The organism is Pedobacter sp. Leaf170 (genome assembly GCF_920984665.1).
Taxonomy (GTDB): domain Bacteria; phylum Bacteroidota; class Bacteroidia; order Sphingobacteriales; family Sphingobacteriaceae; genus Pedobacter.
Window position 1 is genome coordinate 741,571 of record NZ_CAKLBP010000001.1, and the last position, 25,362, is coordinate 766,932.

General features: G+C 34.3%; 26 protein-coding genes. 14 read left to right on the plus strand and 12 right to left on the minus strand.

Translation table 11 applies throughout. From position 1 onward, the window contains the following. Nucleotides 1-74 precede the first annotated feature (74 nt). From LUA90_RS03455 to LUA90_RS03465, 3 genes are read left to right on the plus strand one after another with little or no spacing between them, the layout of a single operon-like run. A complete protein-coding gene (locus tag LUA90_RS03455; RefSeq protein WP_231462304.1) occupies nt 75-1,382 on the plus strand; it encodes a glycoside hydrolase family 2 TIM barrel-domain containing protein in 1,308 nt (435 codons plus the stop codon). Beyond that, the gene (locus LUA90_RS03460; RefSeq protein ID WP_231490168.1) at nt 1,372-1,536 is read left to right on the plus strand and encodes a hypothetical protein; all 165 of its coding nucleotides are present in this window, start codon (nt 1,372-1,374) and stop codon (nt 1,534-1,536) included. Before LUA90_RS03455 ends, LUA90_RS03460 begins: the two co-directional genes overlap by 11 nt. Before the next feature lie 5 nt (nt 1,537-1,541). Then, nucleotides 1,542-5,150, plus strand: a complete 3,609-nt coding sequence (locus tag LUA90_RS03465) for a glycosyltransferase family 2 protein (protein WP_231490170.1) — start codon at nt 1,542-1,544, stop codon at nt 5,148-5,150. A 128-nt stretch (nt 5,151-5,278) separates the two neighbouring features. On the opposite strand, the gene mtgA is transcribed toward LUA90_RS03465, so the two are convergent. Next, nucleotides 5,279-6,007 (minus strand): monofunctional biosynthetic peptidoglycan transglycosylase, encoded by a 729-nt coding sequence (gene mtgA, locus LUA90_RS03470; protein ID WP_231490172.1) that lies wholly within the window; start codon nt 6,005-6,007, stop codon nt 5,279-5,281. A 127-nt stretch (nt 6,008-6,134) separates the two neighbouring features. Between mtgA and LUA90_RS03475 the strand changes: the two genes are divergently transcribed. Beyond that, nucleotides 6,135-6,839 (plus strand): SDR family oxidoreductase, encoded by a 705-nt coding sequence (locus tag LUA90_RS03475; RefSeq protein ID WP_231490173.1) that lies wholly within the window; start codon nt 6,135-6,137, stop codon nt 6,837-6,839. Nucleotides 6,840-6,982: 143 nt separating this feature from the next. Here LUA90_RS03475 and rplI read toward each other — a convergent pair whose 3' ends face one another. The 4 genes from rplI to LUA90_RS03495 all read right to left on the minus strand — a co-directional run bounded on the left by rplI (nt 6,983) and on the right by LUA90_RS03495 (nt 9,142). After that, nucleotides 6,983-7,426, minus strand: a complete 444-nt coding sequence (gene rplI, locus LUA90_RS03480) for a 50S ribosomal protein L9 (RefSeq protein WP_231462285.1) — start codon at nt 7,424-7,426, stop codon at nt 6,983-6,985. An 11-nt stretch (nt 7,427-7,437) separates the two neighbouring features. Then, nucleotides 7,438-7,701, minus strand: a complete 264-nt coding sequence (gene rpsR / locus LUA90_RS03485; protein WP_056093004.1) for a 30S ribosomal protein S18 — start codon at nt 7,699-7,701, stop codon at nt 7,438-7,440. Further along, complete coding sequence (rpsF, locus tag LUA90_RS03490) at nt 7,701-8,057, minus strand: 30S ribosomal protein S6 (protein ID WP_231462283.1); 357 nt, start codon at nt 8,055-8,057, stop codon at nt 7,701-7,703. The genes rpsR and rpsF overlap by 1 nt, the downstream gene beginning before the upstream one ends. A 488-nt stretch (nt 8,058-8,545) precedes the next feature. Next, nucleotides 8,546-9,142: a hypothetical protein gene (locus LUA90_RS03495; RefSeq protein WP_231490175.1), complete on the minus strand. Its 597-nt coding sequence runs from the start codon at nt 9,140-9,142 to the stop codon at nt 8,546-8,548. Nucleotides 9,143-9,312: 170 nt separating this feature from the next. Here LUA90_RS03495 and LUA90_RS03500 point away from each other — a divergent pair, with 170 nt between their 5' ends. Continuing rightward, on the plus strand, nt 9,313-10,188 hold the full coding sequence (locus LUA90_RS03500; protein WP_231490177.1) for an AraC family transcriptional regulator: 876 nt from the start codon (nt 9,313-9,315) through the stop codon (nt 10,186-10,188). A gap of 185 nt (nt 10,189-10,373) precedes the next feature. After that, a complete protein-coding gene (locus LUA90_RS03505) occupies nt 10,374-12,212 on the plus strand; it encodes a DNA polymerase III subunit gamma/tau (RefSeq protein WP_231490179.1) in 1,839 nt (612 codons plus the stop codon). A gap of 69 nt (nt 12,213-12,281) precedes the next feature. On the opposite strand, the gene LUA90_RS03510 is transcribed toward LUA90_RS03505, so the two are convergent. After that, the gene (locus LUA90_RS03510; RefSeq protein WP_231462258.1) at nt 12,282-12,689 is read right to left on the minus strand and encodes a hypothetical protein; all 408 of its coding nucleotides are present in this window, start codon (nt 12,687-12,689) and stop codon (nt 12,282-12,284) included. 119 nt (nt 12,690-12,808) lie between these two features. Between LUA90_RS03510 and LUA90_RS03515 the strand changes: the two genes are divergently transcribed. Next, on the plus strand, nt 12,809-13,036 hold the full coding sequence (locus tag LUA90_RS03515; RefSeq protein ID WP_231462251.1) for a hypothetical protein: 228 nt from the start codon (nt 12,809-12,811) through the stop codon (nt 13,034-13,036). 212 nt (nt 13,037-13,248) lie between these two features. Here the strand turns inward: LUA90_RS03515 and LUA90_RS03520 are convergent, their stop codons facing one another. Further along, the gene (locus LUA90_RS03520) at nt 13,249-15,468 is read right to left on the minus strand and encodes an NADP-dependent isocitrate dehydrogenase (protein ID WP_231462248.1); all 2,220 of its coding nucleotides are present in this window, start codon (nt 15,466-15,468) and stop codon (nt 13,249-13,251) included. Between the two features lie 281 nt (nt 15,469-15,749). Here LUA90_RS03520 and LUA90_RS03525 point away from each other — a divergent pair, with 281 nt between their 5' ends. Continuing rightward, complete coding sequence (locus LUA90_RS03525) at nt 15,750-17,081, plus strand: sorbosone dehydrogenase family protein (protein ID WP_231462241.1); 1,332 nt, start codon at nt 15,750-15,752, stop codon at nt 17,079-17,081. Between the two features lie 85 nt (nt 17,082-17,166). Then, nucleotides 17,167-19,215 carry a TonB-dependent receptor gene (locus LUA90_RS03530; RefSeq protein WP_231462239.1) on the plus strand — a complete coding sequence of 683 codons (2,049 nt, stop codon included), beginning with the start codon at nt 17,167-17,169 and terminating at the stop codon, nt 19,213-19,215. A gap of 94 nt (nt 19,216-19,309) precedes the next feature. Here LUA90_RS03530 and LUA90_RS03535 read toward each other — a convergent pair whose 3' ends face one another. Then, on the minus strand, nt 19,310-19,663 hold the full coding sequence (locus LUA90_RS03535) for a single-stranded DNA-binding protein (protein WP_231462233.1): 354 nt from the start codon (nt 19,661-19,663) through the stop codon (nt 19,310-19,312). A 225-nt stretch (nt 19,664-19,888) separates the two neighbouring features. On the opposite strand from LUA90_RS03535, the gene LUA90_RS03540 reads away from it, so the two are divergent. Beyond that, nucleotides 19,889-20,236, plus strand: coding sequence for a hypothetical protein (locus LUA90_RS03540; protein WP_231462230.1), 348 nt, complete (start codon nt 19,889-19,891; stop codon nt 20,234-20,236). Between the two features lie 100 nt (nt 20,237-20,336). Continuing rightward, the gene (locus LUA90_RS03545) at nt 20,337-20,750 is read left to right on the plus strand and encodes a DUF1801 domain-containing protein (protein WP_231462224.1); all 414 of its coding nucleotides are present in this window, start codon (nt 20,337-20,339) and stop codon (nt 20,748-20,750) included. Nucleotides 20,751-20,799: 49 nt separating this feature from the next. On the opposite strand, the gene LUA90_RS03550 is transcribed toward LUA90_RS03545, so the two are convergent. Continuing rightward, complete coding sequence (locus tag LUA90_RS03550; protein ID WP_231462218.1) at nt 20,800-21,579, minus strand: hypothetical protein; 780 nt, start codon at nt 21,577-21,579, stop codon at nt 20,800-20,802. A gap of 265 nt (nt 21,580-21,844) precedes the next feature. Here LUA90_RS03550 and LUA90_RS03555 point away from each other — a divergent pair, with 265 nt between their 5' ends. From LUA90_RS03555 to LUA90_RS03565, 3 genes are all read left to right on the plus strand, one after another. Continuing rightward, the gene (locus LUA90_RS03555; protein WP_231490181.1) at nt 21,845-22,267 is read left to right on the plus strand and encodes a VOC family protein; all 423 of its coding nucleotides are present in this window, start codon (nt 21,845-21,847) and stop codon (nt 22,265-22,267) included. A gap of 359 nt (nt 22,268-22,626) precedes the next feature. After that, complete coding sequence (locus tag LUA90_RS03560) at nt 22,627-23,025, plus strand: META domain-containing protein (RefSeq protein WP_231490183.1); 399 nt, start codon at nt 22,627-22,629, stop codon at nt 23,023-23,025. Between the two features lie 68 nt (nt 23,026-23,093). Next, nucleotides 23,094-24,044 carry a YihY/virulence factor BrkB family protein gene (locus LUA90_RS03565; RefSeq protein WP_231462203.1) on the plus strand — a complete coding sequence of 317 codons (951 nt, stop codon included), beginning with the start codon at nt 23,094-23,096 and terminating at the stop codon, nt 24,042-24,044. A 30-nt stretch (nt 24,045-24,074) separates the two neighbouring features. Here LUA90_RS03565 and LUA90_RS03570 read toward each other — a convergent pair whose 3' ends face one another. From LUA90_RS03570 to LUA90_RS03580, 3 genes are all read right to left on the minus strand, one after another. Next, nucleotides 24,075-24,350, minus strand: a complete 276-nt coding sequence (locus tag LUA90_RS03570) for a hypothetical protein (RefSeq protein ID WP_231490185.1) — start codon at nt 24,348-24,350, stop codon at nt 24,075-24,077. Nucleotides 24,351-24,425: 75 nt separating this feature from the next. Next, the gene (locus LUA90_RS03575; protein ID WP_231490186.1) at nt 24,426-25,016 is read right to left on the minus strand and encodes a porin family protein; all 591 of its coding nucleotides are present in this window, start codon (nt 25,014-25,016) and stop codon (nt 24,426-24,428) included. A gap of 26 nt (nt 25,017-25,042) precedes the next feature. Beyond that, the gene (locus tag LUA90_RS03580) at nt 25,043-25,339 is read right to left on the minus strand and encodes a hypothetical protein (RefSeq protein WP_231462175.1); all 297 of its coding nucleotides are present in this window, start codon (nt 25,337-25,339) and stop codon (nt 25,043-25,045) included. Nucleotides 25,340-25,362 lie beyond the last annotated feature (23 nt).

The following is a 25,362-nucleotide window of genomic DNA, read 5'->3' on the forward strand; positions in this document are numbered from 1 at the left end:
AAGTAACAATTGTAACACACCTTTTGGGAGTGCCATAGAGTTTTATAGAAAATAGTATATTTGATCTAATCATTATGCTCTCAAAAAATCTATCCCAAATTCTCTCAATATTACTCTTATTTTCAGTCTACTCTTGTACTGATAAGAAAATAGCGAATTCCAAAATTTCTATCCAGGAAATTAATGGAAAGTTTAACTTATTAAAAAACGGAAAAGTTTTTAATATTAAAGGTGCCTCCGGTTACACAAATTTAGAAGAACTAAAAAAATCAGGTGGCAACTCCATTAGAATATGGGACACAACGCATGTGGACAAAATTCTAAATGAAGCAAACAAGCATGGCATTTCAGTTATAGTAGGTTTACCTATTCCGCCAAGTAAATATTTGGATTATTATAATAACGAAGCCAAGGTTGAGGCTGATTTTAAAAAAATTGAAGCATTGGTAAATCGCCTTAAAACCAACCCTGCTGTTTTGATGTGGTGTGTTGGTAACGAGCTGGTATTTCCAAACAAACCTAACTATTACCATTTCTATAAATCATTTAATCGTATTGTTGATATGATACACAAGGATGATCCCGACCATCCGGTAACGACTACGATGGTTAACTTCCAAAAAAATGATATTGTTAATATCAAATTAAGAACGAATATTGATATCATTTCCTTTAATATCTTTAGTAGAATATCTGAACTAAAGGATGACTTAAAAAATTTCAGTTGGTTTTGGGATGGACCTTATTTGATAACAGAGTGGAGTATTGATGGACCATGGGATGGCCATGTTGAAACTGCCTGGAAAGCCAAAATTGAGCCTACAAGTACCTCAAAAGCGAAGGCTTACATTGATAGGTATCAAAAGTATATGCCAACTAACGACCCACGATTTTTGGGTTCGTTCATTTTCTATTGGGGTCAGAAGCAAGAGATTACCCATACCTGGTTTAGCTTATTTGATGAATTCGGAAATAAAACTGAAGCTGCTTATGCCGTAGAAGAATTATGGAAAGGGAAAAAACTAGCTTACACCGGACCGAAAATTACCGATATAAATTTATCAGATAAAAAAGCGATAAGCAATATTTTGCTAAAGCCACAAGAAGCACAAAACGCCCGTATTAATGTTCCCGGAGATACAAGTAATTTAGAAATTAAGTGGGAAATATATCCAGAAGATTGGTTTAAGAAAAACAACGTAGATAATGTTGTGAGACCATCAAAAATTGGCGGTTTAATAATACGGCAATCTGGATTTAGTGTCAGGTTTAACGCACCGGGCATTGAAGGACCTTACAGATTGTTTGCAACTGTTTTTGATAAACAAGGAAATATAGCAACCGCAAATATTCCATTTTACGTAGTTGGTAATGAAAAATAAACCCGAAACTATAATTGCACCCTCAAAATGGGAACTGTTCCGTTTACGCATTATTATCATAGCTGGGGTTTTCGTGATGTTGCTCTTTTTAAACGAGGTTTTTAAAGGCACAGCAGAATATCCGGTATTATATTACATGCTAACCATAACATAACCATCGTGTATACTTGCTCAAGGCTTATACACGAATGGATTCATTACTTTTATATAACCGTACCAACTGATAAAACGTTAAGTAAAGTATATACTGTGGATGTTTTTACAACATTTTGTAAAGGCGAGCCTTATAAAATGATTGAGGAAACACTTCAGGCTATAGTAAATATCACCTACCCACATCAATCTTATTTATGTGATGAATCTGATGCCCCCTACTTGAAAGACTTATGCAGGCAATTAGGTGGTCATCATGTAACCAGAATAGAAAAAATTAATGCTAAAGCTGGAAATATTAATAACGCTTTACGTCAATCTAACGGAGAATTATGTGTGGTTTTAGATCCAGACCACGTTCCACAACCTGATTTTCTTGATCCTATAGTTGGTCATTTTAGTGATGAGAAAGTGGGCTACGTACAAATTGTGCAGGCATATAAAAATTATGGCGAAAGTCTTGTTGCAAAAGGTGCAGCACAACAAACCTTTCAGTTTTATGGTCCGATTATGATGACCATGAATAAGTATGGAACTGTACTTGCAATTGGGGCTAACTGCACATTTAGGAGAACGGCTCTGGAATCAATTGGCGGTCATGCTGCTGGCTTAGCCGAAGATATGAATACCGCGATGCATTTGCATGCTAAAGGCTGGAAATCGTTATATGTGCCGCAAGTATTAGCCAGAGGTTTGGTGCCTTCAACAATGTCTGCCTATTATTCGCAACAGTTAAAATGGTCAAGAGGTGTTTTCGAACTTTTGGTAACCTCCTATCCAAAACTTTTTAAAAATTTTACTTGGCAACAAAAAATTCATTATGCAGTAATTCCATTATACTATTTATCCGGATTAGTATTTCTGATGAATTTCTTGATTCCAATTCTGTCGTTAATATTTAATACCAGTCCGATAAATATCGATTTCCTCTATTTTATGCTCTATGCAGGACCTCTGGCCCTATTATCCTTTCTCATCAGGCTTTTTGTGCAACGTTGGGTTATGGAAGAAGAAGAAAGAGGTTTCCATGTTGTAGGCGGCCTATTAATGATTGGAACCTGGTGGATTTTTCTGATTGGATTATATTATACCATTTTAAGAAAAAAGGTTCCATATAACCCTACACCTAAAGATGGTAAGGAGGAGACCAGTTGGAGCATAAACATTCCAAATATTTCTATTATCGTTTTAACGATAGCGGCAATTATTTATGGTTTAAATTCAGATTGGAACCCATACAACTTAATAATGAGTGGATTTGGTCTCGTAAACTGCCTTATTCTTAGCTTTTCAATATTGGCGAGCAGGCAGGCTGGTTTTAGAAAGATAAAAGAAAGTAAGCCAGTTTTAAATACCATAATGTCTGGCCTGTCTGAATTTAAGAAAAGGTTTTGGCTGACTAGAAGATTTTTATACAAGCAAATTAGGCGTTCGGCATTGTTAATAGCAACTTTGATTGCAGCTTGTATCGGATTTTGGTCTTTCAAAAATAACTTCATATCAGAAAAAGTGACCATCCCAAACTATAATAAAAATATTTTAATACCTGGAATATTCCTACCAGATAATACAAATGGATTATCCTCTGTAAAGAAAATTAACGAACAAGAGAATAAATCAAAACTCAATTTTGGCATCGTATCCCTTTATCTTTCATGGGGCGATGCTGAAAAATGCAAAGTCCCTAGGCAACTTATCGATTCGATCTATCAAAAAAAATCGATTCCGATGATAACCTGGGAACCCTGGCAAAGTTTATTTAATAATTCATCTAATTTAAAAGCTGAAATAATTGAGCAGAAGATTTTTAAACGCATTTTAGAGCATAAATTTGATACTTATTTAGCTGACTTCGCAGCACAAATAAAAAATATCAACAAACCAATATTTATTCGCTTTGCGCATGAAACAGACAACCCACTATATCCATGGAGCGCAACAGGATCAAACACGCCTGCTGAGTTTAAACAAGCTTGGGCGTACATACATCAATTTTTTGCTAAAGAAAATGTTAATAATGTAATTTGGGTTTGGAATCCGTGGAAAGCTGAAGCCATAGATGAATATTTTCCTGGCAACAATGTAGTAGATTGGATAGGTGTAACTAATCTGAACTATGGCACTTCTGATAAAAGTAGTTATTCTATGGAGCAACTTTATCTACCATTTCATCAAAACAAAATATTTAGAACAGGTTTACCTGTGATGCTTGCAGAAATGGGTTCTCTACATAAAGCTAAGCAAAGCGATTGGTTTAATCAGACTACACAAACGTTAAAAAATAAATTCCCGGAAATTAAGGCCTATATTTTATTCGATAGTTCAGTAGATATGAATTTACCTAATGGCTGGACAGGCGATAAACTGAATTGGCAAATAGAAAATTTTAATAGTTTTACTGAGCTTACAAAGCTGGAAAATAAACGTAGTAACTGGATTTTGTTTAATTATAATGTAGATAAACCACATCAAAATAGAATTACAACCAAAAACAACAAGAACCTTAAATTTTTAAATCAAATTAGAGGCATTAACTATAAAAAAAATCAAAACTGGTTTAGTAATGGAATCGTATTAAAAAAGCGTGATATAATTGAAGATTTAACTGAAATCAAAAAAATTGGCTTTAATACAATTAAGTTTTATGGACTTACCATTTACGACAAAACCATTTTAAAAGCCGCCGACGATAAAAATTTGAAAGTTGTTATGGGTTATTGGGTTCCTGAAAATGTAAGTTTTATAGGGGATAGCCTGGAAATGCAAAATTTAGCAGATGAGATTTTCAAAAGTATCAAAGAGCATAAAGATAATTCAAATATAATCATGTGGAATATTGCTAATAATCCAATGAAATCTTTACGTTTTAAAAATTTTAAACCCGATTTATATACAGAACAACAAGCATATTTTGTTTGGTTAAACACGTTAATTAAAAGAATAAAAACCATTGATAGCAGGCCATTAAGTGCAGATATTTATGTTGATGAACATCTTGAAGAGGATTACAACAAATTTGCACAAGCAATAACTGATATAGATTGTATAGGAGTAGTTGAGGAGGAAAGACAAAAAATGGAAGAAAAACTTCCTGAAGTAGAATCATTTTTAAGCAGCATTACACTAGAATCTTACTTAGCAGATAAAAATATCGCAACTGGTTTTTTCATCTCCAGATGGCAAGAAGAAAAAACGACAAACTTTATATCTTTTAATGGTTTAAAGGATAATACAGATAAATTTAAAGTTGAGGCCTATCAATTGGCAAATCAATTAACTAATGGTAATCAGAAAATTGAAATACCACTCACTAAAATATTGCTACCTGCAACCACTATGTGGCCGAAAAGCCAGGTTACATTTAATGCATTAATTTTTGAAAATGGTCAATGGAAATTATCTGATGAGAAAAGTATTTTAAAATTTAGATGGGAAATTATTAAGTACGACCAATTTAAAAATCCTATAGAAGTTAAAGACGCTGGTACCGGCACTAATGGAAATATAACTGTACCAGATGATCCGGAAAATTATAGAATAAGACTATATGTATATAACGATAAAATGGTGCGTATTGTAGATTCTCAATTAAACATACGCCTAAAACGTAAGTAGCTTTAATTAGGGTTGAGTTTTTTTGATTAGATGTGAATAGAATTATCTTCAAAACGAATTTTTTGCGGGCATGTAAAAGATGGGATTAACATTGCCTATAACTTCTAATTTGAAGTGTTCATTTTAACTCAAAAATCTAATGGTCCAAGGCGCTTCATATTTCTTAATATTAGATATTGGCGGTGCCTGATGTAAGGCGTAGCATTTTTGGGTGTCCAACGACGTGGATTTGGGAAACATGATGCAATTAATGCTGCCTGATTTCTACTGAGTTTTTGGCAGGATTTGTTATAATATTCTTGTGCAGCTGCCTCGGCTCCGTAAATACCATCACCCATCTCAATCACATTTAAGTATACTTCTAAAATTCTTTCTTTACTCCAAAAAATCTCTATCAATAAAGTAAAATAAGCTTCAAAACCTTTTCTTATCCAAGAGCGACCAGGCCATAAAAACACATTTTTAGCTGTTTGCTGTGAAATTGTACTACCGCCTTTCACTTTTTTCCCTTTTGCATTACTCGCGAAAGCCTTTTCTATTGATTTAAAATCGAAGCCAATGTGTTTCAAAAAAAGTTGATCTTCGGCAGAAACGGCGGCCCTTTTCATGTTATCAGAAATATCTTCAAACCTGACCCATTTTTTCTCCAACTTAAAGGCTTTCCCATCAGCTTTACGTTCAATGTTGCGCAACACCATCAACAAAGTTATTGGCGTATTAATAAAACGAAGTGCAAGAACCCAGATAACCGAAACTAAAAGAAAATAAATAAAAACCTTTGTTGCTATATCAATTGATTTCTTTAACCAAGGTCTTTTAGTTGTAGTTCTTGATTTCGATTTTCGTTTTTTCGTCATGCTGCAAAGTTAGCAAAAACTTGTTCGAGATGTAATTTCTATCCAATCGTTATTGACATTTCGATTATCAAAACTAATAAAGCTTAAACATATTTGTATTTCAATGGTTAATTCAGAAAAGGATATTATGAGTCAGAAAATAGTTTTAATAACAGGCGGAAGCAAAGGCATAGGTTATGGAATTGCAGAATCGCTTTTAAAAAGTGGTTATAAAGTTGCCATTACAAGTAGAACAATAGATGGTGCAAATGAAGCTGCATCGAAATTGGTAGAATTTGGAGATATATTAGCTATAGAAGCAGATGTTAAAGATTTTGCTTCGCAGCAAGAAGCCGTAAATTTAATAGTTGAAAAGTGGGGAAGATTAGATGTGTTAATTGCTAATGCAGGTGTTGGACATTTTGCACCGATTGATGAAATTGGTATTGCAGAATGGAATGAGATTATTGATACTAATTTAACCGGCGTATTTTACAGCATTAAAGCTACCGTTGAGGAGATAAAGAAAAACCAGGGTTACATATTTACCATTTCCAGCCTGGCCGGAACTAATTTCTTTGCTGGCGGTTCGGCATACAATGCCAGTAAATTTGGCTTAACAGGTTTTACGCAATCTGTAATGCTCGATTTAAGAAAATACGGTGTTAAAGTAAGTACGATTATGCCGGGTTCTGTAGCTAGTCATTTTAATGAGCATAGCCCGAATGAGCAGGATGATGCATGGAAAATTCAACCTGAAGATATGGGTAAATTAGTGGTTGATTTACTTGCTATGCCAGCCAGAACACTACCGAGTAAAATTGAAATCAGGCCGACTACGCCTAAAGGATAGATGGATGGAAAATGGATGATGTGAAAGGGAAGATGGAAAAGTCTCCAATTTCTGTATCACCCACCTTACATTTCACATCTTCCATTATAAAAAAAGTCCTTTCAAATTAATGAAAGGACTTTTTTTATGTTTTAAAGAAATGCTTATTCGGCGATAACTTCGAAAGGAACCTGAACTTTCACTTCTTTGTGTAAGTTTAAGTTAGCAACGTATTCGCCAACAAATTTTGGTTCAGTTTCGAAAGTGATACGACGACGGTCAACATCAAAGCCTTGAGCTTTTAATGCTTCTGCAATTTGGATAGTGTTAACAGCACCAAATATTTTACCGCTTTCGCCAGCTTTAGCACCGATAGAAAGTTTAACATCAGTTAAACGTTCAGCAATACCTTCAGCATCTTTCTTAATTTTATCTTGTTTAAAAGCAGCTTGCTTTAAGTTCTCAGCTAATACTTTCTTTGAAGAAACGGTAGCTAAAGATGCAAATCCTTGCGGAATTAAATAGTTACGGCCATAACCTGGCTTTACTGTAACGATATCGTCTTTCTCGCCTAATGATTTAATATCTTGTTTTAAAATAATTTCCATATCAAATCCTCCTATTTTAATTGGTCAGCAACGAAAGGTAACAAACCGATGTGGCGTGCACGCTTAACAGCTTGTGCCACTTTGCGTTGAAATTTTAACGAAGTACCAGTTAAACGGCGTGGTAATAATTTACCTTGATCGTTAATAAATTTTAACAAAAAGTTTGCGTCTTTGTAATCAATGTATTTAATACCGTTTTTCCTGAAACGGCAATATTTTTTACGGTTATCCTCTACTTTAGGGGCAGTAACGTATTGAATTTGTTCTCTTGCCATTACGCTGCAACCTCCTTAGTTTTTTTGTTGAACGCACCGCTGCGTTTTTTAGCGTTATAAGCAACTGCATGTTTATCTAACCTGATGGTTAAGAAACGAAGCACACGCTCATCACGTTTTAATTGTAACTCTAATTTAGCAATCAAATCACCTGGAGCATTATACTCAGTTAAGTTGAAAAATCCGTTTGATTTTTTAGCGATCGGATACGCTAATTTTCTTAAACCCCAATTATCTTCGTGGATAATTTCGGCACCGCCATCAGTAAGAATAGCTTTGAATTTAGCCATAGCCTCTTTCGCAACTTCTTCTGATAACAACGGGGTTAGAACGATAACAGTTTCGTACTGATTCATTGTTATAAAATTTTTAATTTTTTAAGCCCGAGGTATATTACGGGGTTGCAAAAGTAACAATATAATTTTAATTTTCAAACGTTTAGCTAAAAATTCAGGTAAATTTAATGTTAGAAAAACTAAGCAATTATCTGAAAATCAAAAGCATCAGTTCTTTTGACTAAATCGGGTTTTGGATTGTTGCAATTTTTAAACAAAATGAACCAACTTTGCAAATGAGCCCCGATTGCAGTGAAAATACTTTTAAAAGATGTAGCAACCTTAAATCTGCTGCCATGCTGAGACACAGCCTGTACCAACACTTCGGTAGGCAGAATGACAGGAGCTTTTAAAAGATTGCCTGTCTGCGGTAGGCAGGTAACGAAAGCGGAACGGCAGTTACTTAAACGCACAGAAACCTGCGCTTCAAAAAAATATTCCTTCTGTTTTTACCAAAAAAAGGGTCACCTAAAAAGATAACCCCTTTATAACAATTGTTATAAATTTAATTAGCGAGATTCGATTGTTTTGGTAAATTGTTGTTTGTTAGTAGTTACAATAAAGGTTAATTCTTTCGATGGCGTGCTGCCCACGTTAAATTTCTTAGTCAATTTAGCTCTGTTTGTAAAAGTTTCTTTATAAAGTTGTTCGTTAAATTCATTAACAATTTCAACTTCGATTGGGCTTTTATCAGCATTATCTAAACTAAGCGTAACCATTGCACTGTCTTTTTCCAAAATCGGTTTAAAAACCTCTGTAATTTTTGGTTCAGAAACTTCTGCTTTGTTGTTTACAATATTGATTTGGTATTGAGCCAATTGAGAACCTGTTGTTACGTTTAATGTATACTCACCATCTGGTAATTCATTTAAATCGTAAGTTTTGGTAGATGCACCAGATGCATGGATACTTTCCTGATAGATTAATCTATTATCAACAGCATCGTTTATAGCAAGCTCTATATCCTTTGCTTCGTCTATATAAAAACGGATAGATTTATTGTTTTCTGCTTTAACTTTTAAACTAACAACTTCATCATTTGCTTTAACTCCCGGAGCAGCAAATATTGCCGCTACAACAAGGCTGATTTTTATTAAGTTTTTCATGTATGTGAATTCTTTTAGATGAACAATTATTTAACACCACTAAATTACTACTGTTAAGCATGCATAGTTGATTGTATATTTTCAAATATCTATGCTATTTTACCCTTGAATTATAAATTCATATACAAATTAAACAATCAACCATAATTATTTTAGTATTTTTGTTATAAATGATGAAAAAAATTAAGCCAAGTTTTGAAGTTGTAGAGCCATCTTTTGGCAGCTCATTTTACTATTCTAAATATGTAGAAAATGAGAACAACAAGGCGCATTTATGGCATTACCATCCAGAAATTGAAATGGTTTATGTTAATGGCGGCTCGGGCAAGCGGCAAATTGGTAGTCACGTTTCTTATTACACAGATGGCGATTTGATTTTAATAGGGAGTAATTTACCGCATTGCGGATTTACAGATACCCAAACCGGAAATAAAACGGAGGTTGTTGTACAAATGAAACCCGATTTTTTAGGCGCTGAGTTTTTAAAGCTAAAGGAAACCAGAGGAATTGCTAATTTATTTGAAAAGGCTAAATATGGTGTAGCTTTTGGAAAGGATACAATGAAACTTGTTGGACCGGCTTTAGAAAAAATGCATAATGCATGGCCGCTTGAAAAACTATTGGCCTTACTCGGTATTTTGAGAGAACTTGAGCAGGCATCTGATTATAAACTTTTAAATGCACAAAATTTTTCGCTGGAGATGCAGGTGCAAGACAACGACCGGATAAACATGATTTTTAATTATGTTAAGGATCATTTTTTGGAAGAAATTAGTTTAGAATACATTGCTGACATGTGTAGCATGACGGTCCCTTCCTTTTGTCGCTATTTTAAAAAGATTACCAAGAAAACATTTACGCGTTTTGTAAATGAGTACCGAATTGTACATGCATCTAAGCTTTTAGCAGAAAAACCAACAAGCATTGCAAATATTTGTTTTGAAAGCGGATTTAACAACTTCAGCCATTTTAATAAGCTTTTTAAAGAATTTACAGGGAAAAGTGCCTCGCAATATCGGCAAGAGCTAAAATCGGTGATTAAGTAGGTTTAGGGTTTAGGGTTTAGGGTTTAGGGTTTAGGGTTTAGGGAAAATTGTTTTATTGGTTAATTGTTTTATTGAAAGTTGTATTTTGGTTATTGATAATTGCTGTTTCCTCATCTGATATTATTCTTTTCAACATTCCAACTTTACAACATTCCAACTCAACAAAAATTCCTATTTTCGTGCCGATGGAAAATTTTATAGTTTCTGCCCGTAAATATCGCCCGGCTACGTTCGAAACCGTAGTTGGACAATTGCATATTACAGGAACTTTAAAAAACGCCATTAAGAACAATCAATTAGCGCAGGCATTTTTATTCTGCGGTCCGCGTGGTGTTGGTAAAACAACTTGTGCACGTATTTTAGCTAAAACCATAAACTGTACAAACCCTACAGCCGAAATGGAAGCTTGCGGCCAATGCGATAATTGCCAGTCTTTTCAAAACGGGCATTCCTTTAACGTTCATGAATTAGATGCAGCTTCAAACAACTCTGTTGATGATATCCGAAGTTTAATTGAGCAGGTAAGGATACCGCCACAAGCCGGAAAGTATAAAATTTATATTATTGATGAGGTTCACATGTTATCTCAAAGTGCATTTAACGCATTTTTGAAAACTTTAGAAGAACCACCATCTTATGCGATATTTATTTTAGCCACTACAGAAAAGCACAAAATATTACCAACTATTTTATCGCGTTGCCAGATTTTTGATTTTAACCGCATCCAGGTTGATGATATTTCTGAGCATCTTGCTAAAATTGCCCAAAGGGAAAATATTGCTTATGAAACAGATGGTTTACACATCATTGCTCAAAAAGCAGATGGCGGTTTACGTGATGCGCTTTCGATGTTTGACCAAATTGCCAGTTATGCAAATAAGAACATTACATATAAGTCAGTAATTGACAACCTGAATATTTTAGATTACGATTACTTTTTTAAACTAACATCCTATTTAACGGCTGCACAGGTTAGCCAAACGCTACTTTTATTTGATGAAATATTAAACAATGGCTTTGATGGAAACAATTTCATTAATGGCCTTGCAACCCATTTCCGTAATTTATTGGTTGGAAAAGATACCGCCACAATTAAATTATTAGAGGTAAGCGAAAACATCCGACAGAAATACCTGGAGCAGTGTAAACAAACTGAATTATCATTTTTACTCACCGCATTGAACTTAGCCAATGCCTGCGATTTAAATTATAAAAATTCTAAAAATCAAAGGCTGCAAGTAGAGCTTGCACTGATAAAAATGTGCCACATACGGTCGGTAGTTCAACTCGCTCAACAGCCATTAAGCAATAATAATACAGCAACTGACGTAGATCAGGATAAAAAAAAAACTGATTTAAGTTCGGTTGAGAGTGAAAAGCTGAAAGTTGAAAATTCCAATGAAGCAGAAAACTTAAAGCTAAAAGCGGAAAGTGAAATTCCGAAACCAATTAGTCAGGAATCTGTTTCTCCAATTGCAGTAGATAGGCCTAAAGAAGTAACAAAAGCTAGTCCAACCCCTTCGGCAACATCAATCAGTATAAAAATTCCGAAAGCAAATGCTGCGAGCACACTCATTCCATCTTTAAATGATTTAGAACGTGTTGCAAGTGGAGAAGACGATGGGAAATCTAAAACAGTTACCGGAGAAGCTCGTGAACCTTTTACTTTTGAAAGGCTTCTGGAAGTATGGAATGCTTACATCCAAATTTTAAAGGCCAGCGATAAAATTAATTTATTTACCATTTTAAATAATTTTGCGCCTACGCTACTTAGTCCTGTTTTAATTGAAATAACGGTTGAGAGTAAAACACAAGAACAATTTGTAGTTCAGGAATCGGTAGAACTGATGAATTATCTACGAAAAGAATTACAAAATTTTGCTGTAGACATCTCATTCAAACAAATGGAACGGAAGCTTGAGAACAGGCTTTATGGAAACCGGGAGAAATATGATTATTTGCTCAACAAAAACCCGAAGCTTGAAGAATTAAGAAGGCGATTTAATTTAGATGTAAATCCATAAAAAAGCAGAATTAAAAAGAAATTAATTCTGCTTTTTTTTTACACTGCTATCAGTTAAAACAACTGAATCTTATTGTTCTGTAGCATCATTAATCGGATAGCCTTCTTCATCTAAATCATCCCTATCATCTTCAGGAGTGCGGGCCAAAATCTCATCCTCCGGACTAAGTTTTACACTTTCGCCATTATCTACATGCATACCTAATTCTTCTAAATTATCATCTGCAATGTCTTTATTTCTGGCATATTCATCACCAACGTATGGATTTGCTTCATCATAAGTAGAATCATCATCAACCGCTCCCGCAGCAACCGTTTCATAACCCATTGGGTGATCATAATCTTTATCTTCACCTTTTACATCAAGCTCATAGCTTTGTTTATGTTTATCGTAAGATAGATTTTCTTTGTTGATTTCGCTGTTTGTAGTGGTGCTGTGGATTTTATCCTGTGAACCTTTATTTTCGTTATCTGCCATGATGGTATCTCCTATTTAATTTTAATTATAACAACTGGGTTGGTGGATGGTTTTTGAATTTATTTAGGAATATAATATGTGATAATAAGAAATTATATGCGTTTTTAGATATTCAAACAATGCAAAGATATTTTAAATTTCAGAAACCTAAGCGCTTTGACACACTCACCGTTACAAGTGGTGATTTCCTCCTGCAGATACAATGGATTGTCGCAGATTTAGTAGTCGTCATTTCGACTGCAGCGAAGAAACCTTTAAATGCAACCTTAAATAAATATGTGGCTATTGGAAAAGCTCTATCTCCTGAAAATTCAGGACTGTGCTCCAGGCGGACGGAAGAGCATTAATAGTGATTTTGGCAACACCGGAGAAACCCAAAAATGCACAGTGAAGCTAATCTTTAATGTGATTACTTACAGTTTTTAGCAAAATAAAAAGGCTGTATCATGTTAAACGTTGTCACGTTGAGCCTGTCGAAATGTTTACAATATTAAGCCCTTCGACAAGCTCAGGATGACATCAAATCAGTGATACAGCCTGTTATATAAGTTAGCTTTACCTACAAACTTGCTAAAGCATTATTTAAAGTTGCACTTGGGCGCATTGCCTTACCTGCCAACTCATCATCAGGGTTATAGTAACCACCAATTTCCTGAGCTTTACCTTGTGCACCAATTAACTCCTCATTAATTTTCGCTTCGTTTTCTGCTAAAGCTTTTGCTAAAGGCGCAAATTTAGCTTGCAAATCAGCATCTTTAGTTTGCGCCGCTAATGCTTCAGCCCAATATAAAGCCAAATAAAAGTGAGAACCACGGTTATCAATGGTGCCTAATTTACGACCAGGAGATTTATCTGTAGCTAAAAATTTAGCATTTGCTTCATCTAAAGCATCAGCTAAAACTTGGGCTTTCGCATTGTTTTGCGTTTGCGATAAATGCTCTAAAGAAGCCTGAAGCGCTAAGAACTCGCCTAAAGAATCCCAACGTAAGTAACCTTCTTCAATAAACTGCTCAATATGTTTAGGTGCAGAACCACCAGCACCGGTTTCGAATAAACCACCACCGTTCATTAAAGGAACGATTGATAACATTTTAGCAGAAGTACCCAGCTCTAAAATCGGGAATAAATCTGTTAAATAATCACGCAATACGTTACCCGTAACCGAAATTGTATCTTCACCTTTACGAATACGTTCTAAAGTGAATTTAGTTGCTTCGATAGGCGCCAGAATACGAATATCCAATCCTGTTGTATCATGATCTGCTAAATATTTTTTCACTTTAGCAATGATTTCTCTATCGTGAGCTCTATTTTCATCTAACCAGAAAACCGCAGGTGTTTCAGATAAACGAGATCTGTTTACAGCCAGTTTAACCCAATCCTGAATTGGAGCATCTTTTGTTTGGCACATGCGGAAAATATCACCTTGCTCAACTTTCTGATCGAAGAAGACTTTACCATCAGCATCAGTAACGCGGATTACACCGGTTCCTGTCGCTTGAAAAGTTTTATCATGCGAACCATATTCTTCAGCTTTTTGCGCCATTAAACCTACGTTTGGAACTGAGCCAATTGTAGTTACATCAAAAGCGCCATTCGCTTTACAATCATCTATAGTTGCGGTGTAAACACCAGCGTAAGATCGGTCAGGAATTAGAGCAATTGTATCTTGAGGCTTTCCTTCTTTATTCCACATCTGGCCCGAAGTACGAATCATTGCCGGCATCGAAGCATCAACAATTACATCACTTGGAACATGTAAATTGGTAATTCCTTTATCAGAATTTACCATTGCTAAAGCTGGCCCGTTTGCTATTGCATCTGCCAATGCAGCCTCAACTTCAGCTTGTTTACCATTGCCAGCAATTTTCGAATAAACATCTCCTAAACCATTGCGGGTATCAATGTTTAGTTCTTTAAACAAATCTGCATATTTTGCAAAAACATCAGCAAAGTAAACTTCTACAATTGCACCAAATATAATCGGGTCAGAAACCTTCATCATCGTTGCTTTTAAGTGCGCAGATAATAAAACACCTGCTGCTTTTGCTTCTTCAATTTCTTTAGCTACAAAAGTTTTTAATGCCGATAAACTTAAAGCAGAACTATCAATTACTTCACCTGCTTTTAAGAGCGTTAAACCTTTCAATTCAGTTACCGTTCCATCTGCAGCAACAAATTCAATTTTAAATTGAGATGCACTTTCAATTGTAGTTGATTTTTCTGAACCATAAAAATCGCCTTCAGTCATGCTGGCAACTTTTGTTTTAGAATCTGCAGACCATTTACCCATCGAATGTGGATTAGCTTTTGCGTAGTTCTTAACCGCTTTTGGTGCTCTTCTATCAGAATTACCCTCACGTAAAACCGGGTTTACAGCAGAACCTAAAACCTTTGCATATTTAGCTTTAATAGCTTTTTCTTCTTCGCTTTGTGCGTTATCCGGGTAATTTGGAATAGCAAAACCTTGCGATTGTAACTCAGTAATTGCACCTACCAATTGTGGAATAGATGCAGAAATATTTGGTAACTTGATGATGTTCGCTTCTGGAGTTGTTGCCAATCCGCCAAGCTCTGTTAAAGCATCGCCAATTTTTTGGTCGTCTTTTAAATACTCAGGAAAGTTTGCCAAAATTCTTCCTGCTAAAGAAATATCTCTGGTTTCTACATCAATACCTGCTGATGCGGTAAAAGCTTGTACAATAGGTAAAAGTGAATAGGTTGCCAACATTGGCGCCTCATCGGTTTTGGTATAGATAATTTTTGATGTATTTGACATGTTTTAATTTGATTTTTACTAATTAATTAACAAGAAATCGGATTTTTTATAAAATCCAGAATTTTAAAATCGCCTAAAGATAAAATAAACAGATGAATTAAGGAACATTGTATTGTTAATTATCCTCGGTTATTTAATTTCAAATCGTTAATGTTTACTTCAATAAAAGAATCAATTTTATAATAAAATGAGTTCGTTTTTGTTTAATTAACGCTGCACAAACAACTCCTCAACTTATGTGTTCTTTTAGTGGTAAACGATTCTTCATCATTAAGAAAACTATGAAAAAACAACTTTTATACACAACGCTTCTTTCCTCGGCAATATTTGCAAGTTGCCAATCTGGTTCTAAATCAAATTCGCAAAGCGATAGTTTGGAAAGCGACACAACAGCTAAAACCGCTGTCGCAGATTTAAATCTTCCGGCACCGGATACTACTGCATCCAAAAATAAATTTAGCAAAGTTATTGGCTGGCCTGAAGGCAAAACCCCGATAGCGCCCGACGGTTTTGTGGTTACAAAGTTCGCTTCGGGGATTAAGAGCCCAAGAAATATGATTATTACCCCAAATGGTGATGTTCTTGTGGTTTTAACAAATTCTGAAAGAAGCACTGCAGAAAAAATTGCAGGCGCTGTAACCGGCAAATCAAAATCAGAAGTTCCGGGTAAAAGTGCAAATACAATTATTCTTTATCGCGATGAAAATAAGGATGGAAAGCCTGAAACAACAACTACTTTTTTAGCGGGTTTAAATCAACCTTACGGGATGGCAATTATCGGCAACAGTTTTTACGTTGCCAATACAGATGGTTTATGGCAATACCCATATAAAACTGGCGATACAAAAATTTCAGGTCAGGGTAAAAAGATTTTAAGTTTACCTGCCGGAGGTTACAATAACCATTGGACCAGAAATTTGATAACTAATGCCGATAAAAGCAAAATATATGTAACCGTTGGTTCTGGTAGTAATGTTGGCGAAAATGGAATGGAGCATGAGGTTAGAAGAGCAAACATTTTGGAAATAAATCCGGATGGTACCGGGGAAAAAATTTATGCAAGCGGATTAAGAAATCCGGTTGGTGTAGATTGGGCTCCTGGCACAAATATGTTGTGGACTGCAGTAAACGAAAGAGATGGTTTGGGTGATGATTTAGTGCCAGATTATATTACAAGCGTTAAAGAGGGAGGTTTTTATGGTTGGCCTTATGCCTACTTTGGTCAAAACGAAGACCCACGTTTAAAAGGCCAAAAACCTGAATTAGTGGAGAAAACAATTGTACCAGATGTTGCTGTTGGCTCACACACAGCATCATTAGGTTTAGCTTTTTATAAGGCAACTAAATTTCCTCAGAAATACCAACGAGGAGCATTTATCGGTCAGCACGGTTCATGGAATCGTTCGAAAATTTCGGGTTATAAAGTTGCATTTGTTCCTTTTAAAAATGGCAAACCAACAGGCAAGCCTGAAGATTTTTTAACCGGCTTTATCGCTAATGAAGAAAAAGCTGAAGTTTATGGAAGACCGGTTGGTGTAACGCTTACGCCTGATGGAGCACTACTGGTTGCTGATGATGTAAGTGGAGTGGTTTGGAGAGTTGCAGCTAAGTAAAAATCGAAATCAATAATTTTCAAAGCAGATTAAAATTGTAATTTTAGTCTGCTTTTTATTTTAATTAAATCTTAAACCCAGCCCTTTGAAATCACTTTTCTCAATAGCTTTTCTATTCATATCTTATTCTGCCATTGCCCAAATTTCAAAACCTGATACCGTTAAAAAATTAGATGAGGTTGTTGTAAAAGGATATTATAATAGTGAACAAATCATTCGTTCAGTTTCGGCAGTTAGCCTTTTAGATAGCAATCTGCTTCGTTACCAACCATCAGCTTCAATGGTAAGCGCTATTAACACAATTGCCGGGGTAAGAATGGAAGAGCGTTCGCCAGGTAGTTACCGTTTATCGCTTCGCGGAAGTTTACTACGTTCTCCTTTTGGTATCCGAAATATTAAAATTTATATTGATGATTTTCCTTTAACTGATGCAGGAGGCAATACTTATTTAAATTTAATTGATGCCAGTGCGATACAAAATCTCGAAGTTTACAAAGGGCCGGAAGCGAGTATTTTTGGTGCAAATACCGGGGGCGCAATCTTAATCAATAATCCAGAAATTACGAATAAAATTGAGGCATCCATTACTGCGGGCTCATTTGGTTTATTTCATCAAACGTCAAACATTTCCCATCAATTTAAAAATTACAGTTTAAACTTTGTGCAAGGTTATCAGGAAAGCAATGGTTATCGCGAAAACAGCACTATGAAACGTAAATATTTCCAAACCAATCATCAATGGAATTACAATAAATCGGGTGTTTTAAAAGCATTTATTTTTTATAGTGATTTAGCATATAAAACGCCGGGAGGCTTAACGCAGGCACAAATGGAATTAAATCCGCAGCAAGCCAGGCCAGCAACCCCAACCCTGCCAGGAGCGATTACACAACAAGCTGCAATATATAATAAAACCATTTTTGGCGGATTATCAAATGTTTATCAATTAAATGAAAATTTCAAACACGTGGTTTCCATATTTACTTCCTATACTGATTTTAAAAATCCATTTATTACAAATTTTGAAAAGAGGTATGAAAATACCCTTGGTTTAAGGACTTTTCTGGAGTATAAAAAATCGTTCAGCAATTTAACATGGAATAGCCAATTAGGTTTGGAAAGTTCATCTACAAAATCGCAAGTCAGAAATTTTAATAATAATGCAGGCATAACAGGCACAGCCCAAGCTTTTGATGATTTAAAAGCCTTTCAGGATTTTGGCTTTTTTAGAACTACATTCGATATCAATCGAAAATTGTTGATTGAATTAGCCACGAGTTTAAATTTTTATAAATATAAATATCAAAGCTTTTTCCCGGTTTCGACAGCACAAAGAGAAAGGAAATTTGCAGAACAGTTGATGCCCAAACTGGCAATTTCGTACTTAATTAATCAAAATTTTTCTGTAAGAAGTTCTGTTAGTAAGGGTTACGCCCCACCAACAATTGCCGAAGTACGTTCATCAGACAATAACATTAATAATGATTTACAGGCAGAAAATGGATGGAATTACGAAGTTGGCTTGCGTTACAAATCGCTGGACAATAGATTTTATGCAAACGCTAATGTTTATCAGTTTAAATTAAAAGATGCTATTGTTAGAAGGTTAAATTCTAACGACACTGAATATTTTGTAAATGCAGGTGGAACCAATCAAAAAGGAATTGAGATAGAAACGTCATTTTGGGTAATAAAAGAAAACACCGGACTTTTAAATGCTTTAGAAATTAGAAATAACTATACCTACAGCCATTATTATTTTGATGATTTTAGTAACGCGACAAATAATTTTTCGGGCAATAAGTTAACCGGCGTACCTGCAAACGTATTAGTAAGCAGTTTAAGTTTTCAGTTTAAAAGTGGTTTTTATTTGTTTGCGCAACATAACTACACATCATCTATACCGCTAAATGATGCGAACAGCGTTTTCTCAAAGCGTTATAATTTAATAGAAGCCAAAGCTGGTGTTAGTGCGCTTAAAATTGGCAAAACAAAACTGAACATTTTTACAGGGGTTAATAATCTACTAAATGAAAAGTATAGCTTAGGTAATGACTTAAATGCGGCTAATAACCGATACTTTAATCCGGCAGCATCAAGAAACTACTACGTTGGTACAGCCATTAAACTATAATGCCTTACTTGTTTTAACAAATAAGGCATTACACATCAGAAAAATTTGTTTACATTTTTCATGGGATGTAGAGCTGATAGGATAGACGATTTATTTAGTTTGTTTGGTTTGTAGTTTCGTTTTCTTTAAGATAAATTTCATTTACAACAATTTCTATTGAGTAACGCTTGCTTCCATCTTTTGCTTCGTAAAAATTATTGAGCAAACGTCCTTCAATACTTAAATGTGTACCCTTTTTTACCTTTTCTGCAGCTAATTCTGCTTTGGCGCCCCAAAAAGTTAGCGTAAACCATTGTGTTTTCTTAACCTCCTGTCCACCAGAAGTTTTGTAAGAATCATTAACAGCCAGTTGTACCTTTGCTAATTTTAGTGTACCAGATAAATTTTTAATTTCTGCATCTGCACCTGCAAATCCACTTAATTCTACTTTGTTTGTAATCGCATCCATAATATAAATATTTAGTTTCTTGATAATTAAAGACCAATAGTGCAATTCACTACCGACAGAACAAAGTTGCATATAACCGAAAGGCTTACTCGGGTATTAAACATTTATAGTCGTTTATAAACGTTTAAAATCGGCTATGACACTGATTTAAAAGGATTTATTTTTTGTACCTTATATATTTTATTAATTTTATGCCGTCATCCCATAATTAACTTTAGAAAAATTATGGACCGTTTATGCCTCGATTGCGGTAACCCGGTTAAGGGTCGTGCCGATAAAAAATTTTGTGACGACTTATGTCGCAATAACTATAATAACCACCTAAAAGCTGAAGATAACGCGATTGTTAAAGCAGTAAATTTGATTTTGAAAAGAAATCGCTCAATCCTATCGAAATTTAATCCGGATGGAAAAGCTAAAATAACCCGAAACAAGTTAATAAGTGCGGGATTTAATTTTAATTACCATACTTCAATACACCTTACACATAATGGAAACACTTATATTTTCTGTTATGAGTTTGGTTACCTTGCTATTGGAGAACTTGACATTTTAATTGTAAAAAAGGAATAGGTTTTGCCACACCGCATTTCTTGCCTGGATAATAACTTTTTTGCTTATCAGCAATAAGAATTAAATTTTAAGAATACATTAGCATAGTATTTAGGAATTCATGGAGCAAAGCATTAAACCATCACCAACCGAGCAAGTTTCTGCATATATAGATAAACTTGAACCAAACGTGGCAGAAATTATTCAGGCCATTAGAAAGTTGATTTTATCTACAGATAAAGAAATTGCAGAACATATTAAGTGGAATAGCCCAAGTTTTTACTATACCGGTAAAATTAAAGACTTCGATGCGAAAGAATACAAAAGAGATATTGCAGTATTAAACCTAAATAAACAACGAATTATGCTTGTTTTGCCAACGGGCGATAGGATAACTGAAAGTTTGGATTTATTAGAAGGGAATTATAAAGATGGTAGAAGGATAATAAATTTTAAAGATTTAGATGATGTTTTATCTAAGGCTACAAAACTTCAAAAAGCAATAGAAAATTGGCTTCAAACAGTTGAGCAATAAAAAGGTCAAGTATATAAACTCGACCCAATTATATTCTCTTAATATTCTTTTATTTAAATTCACTCAGCTCCACAACTCTGTCTGGATCGCTCACTTTTAAAAATGATGTTCCTTTTGCGTTTTTATACCAGGTGAAATTATTATTGAAATTCGCCATATTCTCTGGAGCAAGCAAATCGCTTGAAGCCTTTAGATCTACAGATTCGCCAGTTTTATAATTCGTTTGATAAAGAGAAGTTTTTGTGGCAAATACAAATGTGGTTTTATCAGGCGAATATAAAATGAAACGACCTTGTATGCGCTCCGCATCATTTTGTCTTTTCAGCTGATAAACTCTACCATTTATTATCGTTACTACGTAATCGTTATTAAGTAAAAAAATACTCAGCGTTAACTCTTCCAAACCCTTCGTTATTTTACTATCCATTGCGCCATTTGATGGGCGATCGAGTTTGGTAACTTCTGGTTGCCCGTTATGTAGCGAGATTATGTAAAAGGGAGAAACTAAACCTGAACTATCCGCAACCTGAACAATTGCCGCAGTTTTCTGAGTATTTAAAAATCTGGGTTGTAAAAAAATACTTGCAACTGGTTTTGGGTCGTTTTTAACTGAAATTACAGTGTCTTTGTATTTAACATTGTAGGTAATTGCATTTACATTAGATGAATCAACCTTTTTAAAAGTTAAAATATCTTTTTTGCTTTTAGGAGTAGTATTGAAATTCTCTTCTCCGGTAAAATTATTTGCAACTATTGTTTTTTCCAGCTTCGATTCACTACAAGAGAAAAAGCAAATTGAGATTAGTACGAATAAGTAAGTTACTTTCATAAAACAGATGTCTTTTTTTTACTAATTTATAATCTTTATTTCCCAAATCAATAGTGATGGTTAAAGTATTACGTAAAAAAGTGCTCTAATTAAAAAATACATAAATAAAAGATAACATGGTTTGTAAGCAATTATTTAAGGTTTATGTAACGATTAAACATTCATTTTTAGGTATTTATTTAATGACAAAAAATTTGATTGTCATGATTAAAAAACTTTTTGAAAACAGATATATCATATTTTTGCATTTTACATCAAAAAATAAATGAAACAAAATTTGCAACACGTTGCCATTGTGGTAAATGATTATGATGAAGCAATTGAATTTTATACTCAAAAATTAGATTTTGATTTAATTGAAGATACGCGTCTATCTGATACAAAACGTTGGGTTCTAATTAAACCAAAAGGTGACAGTGGAAGTTCAATATTGTTAGCAAAAGGCATAACCGAAGAACAAAAAAGCAGAATTGGCAATCAAACTGGTGGTAGGGTATTTCTATTTTTGAGCACTGATAACTTTGAAATAGATTATCAAAAGTTGGTTAATAATGGTGTCATAATTATAAGGGAACCAAGTATTGAAGAATATGGTAAAGTGGCAGTTTTTGCAGATTTATATGGTAATCTCTGGGATTTAATTGAATCAAAAAAATCTGAGCCTTACTTCTACTCTACCAGAATTTAAAAATAAAAGATACAACAAGAATAGAGTTTACAATTTCAGAACTAAAAAAATTAAAGGATTTAACCATTTTAGAAAGTGGAAATATTTTGTTCGAGATTAACAGACTAAAACAAACCCAAGTGTGATAGTTTTATGGGAATGTTTTAAGAACGAAGAAACTTTCAATAAAAATTTAAAATCTCAACATTTAAAATCATTTCTTAAACTTGATTTGGTAGAATTTGAAAAAGGTTATTTAACAGATAATATTGATTAATAAAAAACAACTGCCCACAATTAATCCTAATTTAAAGCTGACCAAAGTTTATGTAATATTTGCTTTGGTTTGGTTTTTGTGAAAGTTTTAAAAATTATCAATTATGAAAAACCTACTTATCCTCGGGATTGCTTTATGCTTTTTTAGTTCATGTTTAGAAAAAGTTAATCCTGATACCTTAAAAAATACAAACTGGGAATTGACGAGCATAACCGGAATTACATTGCCTGCAAGTGGTACAGCGTCTTTAATATTTGGAGATAGCCTAAATGTGAGCGGAAAATCTTTTTGTAATAGTTATGGTGGCAAGGCAGAAATCAATGAAGATAAGGTTTCTTTAAAGAATCTCTTTAGTACAAAAATGTTCTGCCAGGACACTGATTCATCAGAAAGGGCTTATTTAAATGCCTTAAACGAAACCAATAATATAAAAATCGTTGATAATAAGCTTGAACTACTAAAAGATGAAAAAACGCTGTTGGTTTTTACCAAAGTAAATTAATATTCATATTTCAAAAAGCCCGATAGAAATTTTTAGTATTTTCGGGCTTTCTGTTCCAAGCCTCTTAAATGCCGATAGCAAAAATTAAAGAAGATTTAAAGTTCTTTTTCTCTACTTTGAGAAAGGCATTTAACGTATTTCAGGAAAACGATCCTTTGCGCTTAGCTGGCGCAACCGCATTTTTTACTAATTTTGCATTACCACCCATATTAATTATTTTAATTAGGCTTTTCGGTATGTTTACCGATAGAAGAACACTTGTTGCAAACATTTTTGACCGTCTGGCTAATATTTTAGATGAGAATAGTATTAAGCAAATCAGACTTACATTAAGAAACATCCGCGGCATAGACCAGGAATGGTATATCACTTTATTAAGTTTTGTATTTTTCTTTTTTGTGGCTACTACCCTATTTAACGTAATAAAAAATTCTTTAGAACAAATCTGGAGTATTGGCATGAGCAGTAAAAAAGGCATTGTTAATACCTTAAAATCCAGGGCTATATCGGTAACCATTATACTCTTGGCCGGTATTTTATTTTTTATAGGCTTACTGGCCGACAGTATTCAGGCGGTTATAGGTTCCTACCTAAAAACCAATTCTCCATCATTTGAACTGATTGCAACATCTATAATTAACCAAATTGTATTTGTAATTATTGTTACCGCATGGTTTACAATTCTGTTTAGATTTTTAACTAATGGTCGCCCAACCTGGCGAGCCGCAATTTCTGGTGGATTATTAACCGGATGCCTGTTTACAGCAGGAAAATATATTTTACGCATTTTGCTTCCGCTAAGTAATATCAGCAATATTTATGGTTCTGCAGGCTCTATAATTGTAATTATGCTGTTTGTATTTTACTCATCGCTAATATTCTATTTCGGAGCATCGTTTATAAAAGCCTTAAGTGTTGGCAGGGAAACACCAATTATTCCTAAAAATGGTGCATTTGCTTACGAACTAACCGAGGTAGAAAACCAAATGATTGAGCACAAAAAAAGGACAGAAGTTTAATTCTGTCCTTTTTTACTTTTTTTAAATTATTTATCCCACCGCAGGAATTTTTTCATATCCTTCCATTTCAAACACGGCAAGCTTATTAAGTAAGTTATAATGTAATGTTCCGAATAGATTTACCATTCCATCTTTGCTTCTGCCTTCCATCCAAACCGACTCTTTAACAATTTCAGTGTTTCTGTTTACCTGACTTTTGAAGATGTTATTTTCATCTTTAATAATCAAATCATTAACATCAATCCTAAATTCATTCAAAAGCGAAATGAAACTTTGGCCTTTTAGTAATAGTTCCTTTAAATTCATGGTGATATATTTACAAGGTTAGGTTATTACTAAAACCACACGATGTTAAATTGGTTTTAAGTTTATGTAAAATAATTACAAAATTCGATATCCAACACCGATTGTAAATAAGTTAAGTTTGGTATCCGGGTAACCTGCCTTATTTATTTTAGATAAACCAAGTTCGTAGCGAGCATCGAAACTAAGTTTTTTAATGTCTAAACCCGCACCAAATTGCCATGCAATTGCCTGGTCTTTAAAGTTTGCTTTAAAAACATTTCCTGCTGCCTGCCCAAAGCTTTGATTTTCATCAAGGATTAAAGAAAAAGCAGGTCCTGTATTTATTCTTACACCCACGCCCGCAGCGCCAAATTTTGTTCCAATTAGTAAAGGAACATCTAAGCTGGTAAAACGAACTTCGTTAACTTCTCCCGTAGCATCACTTACCAAATTTGTTTTTTTGCCAGAAATATATATTTCTGGTTGAAAATGAAGACCACCCGCTCCAACCCTCGCCCACAAACCACCATAAAAGCCGGTTCTGTTAGTACTACTAAAGGTGTTTTCAGGATCAAATTTTGAAAAATTTGCGCCCGCCTTTACACCAAGTTGAAATGATGGTAAAACTTGCGCATTGGCAAAAAATCCTGCTAATGCGCAGGCCAGAGTTAAATAAATGGTCTTCATAACAATAGGGATAATTAAGTTATAAATTAGTTGATAGCATCATTAATCGCTTGTTGCTCTTTTAAAGCTTCAACATTATTTTTATTTCCAAAATTCTGTGTTTTATCTGCAAAGTAATCCAAAATACCTGAAATGGTATCTAAGTTATCTGCTAAATTCTGATGAATATCTGGTAAATCTTTTTCCAGTCTGCTATCACTTAATTCGATATTATCAACCTCAATTTTAGCAATTTTTTGAATAAGCGCCTGTTGTGAGTTCTGCACATCCTCTAACTCACGCACTATCTTTTCCATTAATTCAAATTTTTCTAAAGTATTCATAAGTTTTTGTTTTAAATGATTAA

Excerpts from the sequence above, each read along its gene's own strand:
- LUA90_RS03545 (WP_231462224.1), top strand. The coding sequence starts at position 20,337 with ATGGAGCAAAGCATTAAACCATCACCAACCGAGCAAGTTTCTGCATAT.
- LUA90_RS03515 (WP_231462251.1), top strand. The coding sequence starts at position 12,809 with ATGCAAAGATATTTTAAATTTCAGAAACCTAAGCGCTTTGACACACTC.
- LUA90_RS03550 (WP_231462218.1), bottom strand. The coding sequence starts at position 21,579 with ATGAAAGTAACTTACTTATTCGTACTAATCTCAATTTGCTTTTTCTCT.
- LUA90_RS03570 (WP_231490185.1), bottom strand. The coding sequence starts at position 24,350 with ATGAATTTAAAGGAACTATTACTAAAAGGCCAAAGTTTCATTTCGCTT.
- LUA90_RS03500 (WP_231490177.1), top strand. The coding sequence starts at position 9,313 with ATGATGAAAAAAATTAAGCCAAGTTTTGAAGTTGTAGAGCCATCTTTT.
- LUA90_RS03555 (WP_231490181.1), top strand. The coding sequence starts at position 21,845 with ATGAAACAAAATTTGCAACACGTTGCCATTGTGGTAAATGATTATGAT.
- rpsR (WP_056093004.1), bottom strand. The coding sequence starts at position 7,701 with ATGGCAAGAGAACAAATTCAATACGTTACTGCCCCTAAAGTAGAGGAT.
- LUA90_RS03455 (WP_231462304.1), top strand. The coding sequence starts at position 75 with ATGCTCTCAAAAAATCTATCCCAAATTCTCTCAATATTACTCTTATTT.
- LUA90_RS03520 (WP_231462248.1), bottom strand. The coding sequence starts at position 15,468 with ATGTCAAATACATCAAAAATTATCTATACCAAAACCGATGAGGCGCCA.
- LUA90_RS03460 (WP_231490168.1), top strand. The coding sequence starts at position 1,372 with ATGAAAAATAAACCCGAAACTATAATTGCACCCTCAAAATGGGAACTG.
- LUA90_RS03525 (WP_231462241.1), top strand. The coding sequence starts at position 15,750 with ATGAAAAAACAACTTTTATACACAACGCTTCTTTCCTCGGCAATATTT.
- LUA90_RS03505 (WP_231490179.1), top strand. The coding sequence starts at position 10,374 with ATGGAAAATTTTATAGTTTCTGCCCGTAAATATCGCCCGGCTACGTTC.
- mtgA (WP_231490172.1), bottom strand. The coding sequence starts at position 6,007 with ATGACGAAAAAACGAAAATCGAAATCAAGAACTACAACTAAAAGACCT.
- LUA90_RS03575 (WP_231490186.1), bottom strand. The coding sequence starts at position 25,016 with ATGAAGACCATTTATTTAACTCTGGCCTGCGCATTAGCAGGATTTTTT.
- LUA90_RS03535 (WP_231462233.1), bottom strand. The coding sequence starts at position 19,663 with ATGGATGCGATTACAAACAAAGTAGAATTAAGTGGATTTGCAGGTGCA.
- LUA90_RS03510 (WP_231462258.1), bottom strand. The coding sequence starts at position 12,689 with ATGGCAGATAACGAAAATAAAGGTTCACAGGATAAAATCCACAGCACC.
- LUA90_RS03475 (WP_231490173.1), top strand. The coding sequence starts at position 6,135 with ATGAGTCAGAAAATAGTTTTAATAACAGGCGGAAGCAAAGGCATAGGT.
- LUA90_RS03495 (WP_231490175.1), bottom strand. The coding sequence starts at position 9,142 with ATGAAAAACTTAATAAAAATCAGCCTTGTTGTAGCGGCAATATTTGCT.
- LUA90_RS03565 (WP_231462203.1), top strand. The coding sequence starts at position 23,094 with ATGCCGATAGCAAAAATTAAAGAAGATTTAAAGTTCTTTTTCTCTACT.
- LUA90_RS03580 (WP_231462175.1), bottom strand. The coding sequence starts at position 25,339 with ATGAATACTTTAGAAAAATTTGAATTAATGGAAAAGATAGTGCGTGAG.
- LUA90_RS03560 (WP_231490183.1), top strand. The coding sequence starts at position 22,627 with ATGAAAAACCTACTTATCCTCGGGATTGCTTTATGCTTTTTTAGTTCA.
- rplI (WP_231462285.1), bottom strand. The coding sequence starts at position 7,426 with ATGGAAATTATTTTAAAACAAGATATTAAATCATTAGGCGAGAAAGAC.
- rpsF (WP_231462283.1), bottom strand. The coding sequence starts at position 8,057 with ATGAATCAGTACGAAACTGTTATCGTTCTAACCCCGTTGTTATCAGAA.
- LUA90_RS03540 (WP_231462230.1), top strand. The coding sequence starts at position 19,889 with ATGGACCGTTTATGCCTCGATTGCGGTAACCCGGTTAAGGGTCGTGCC.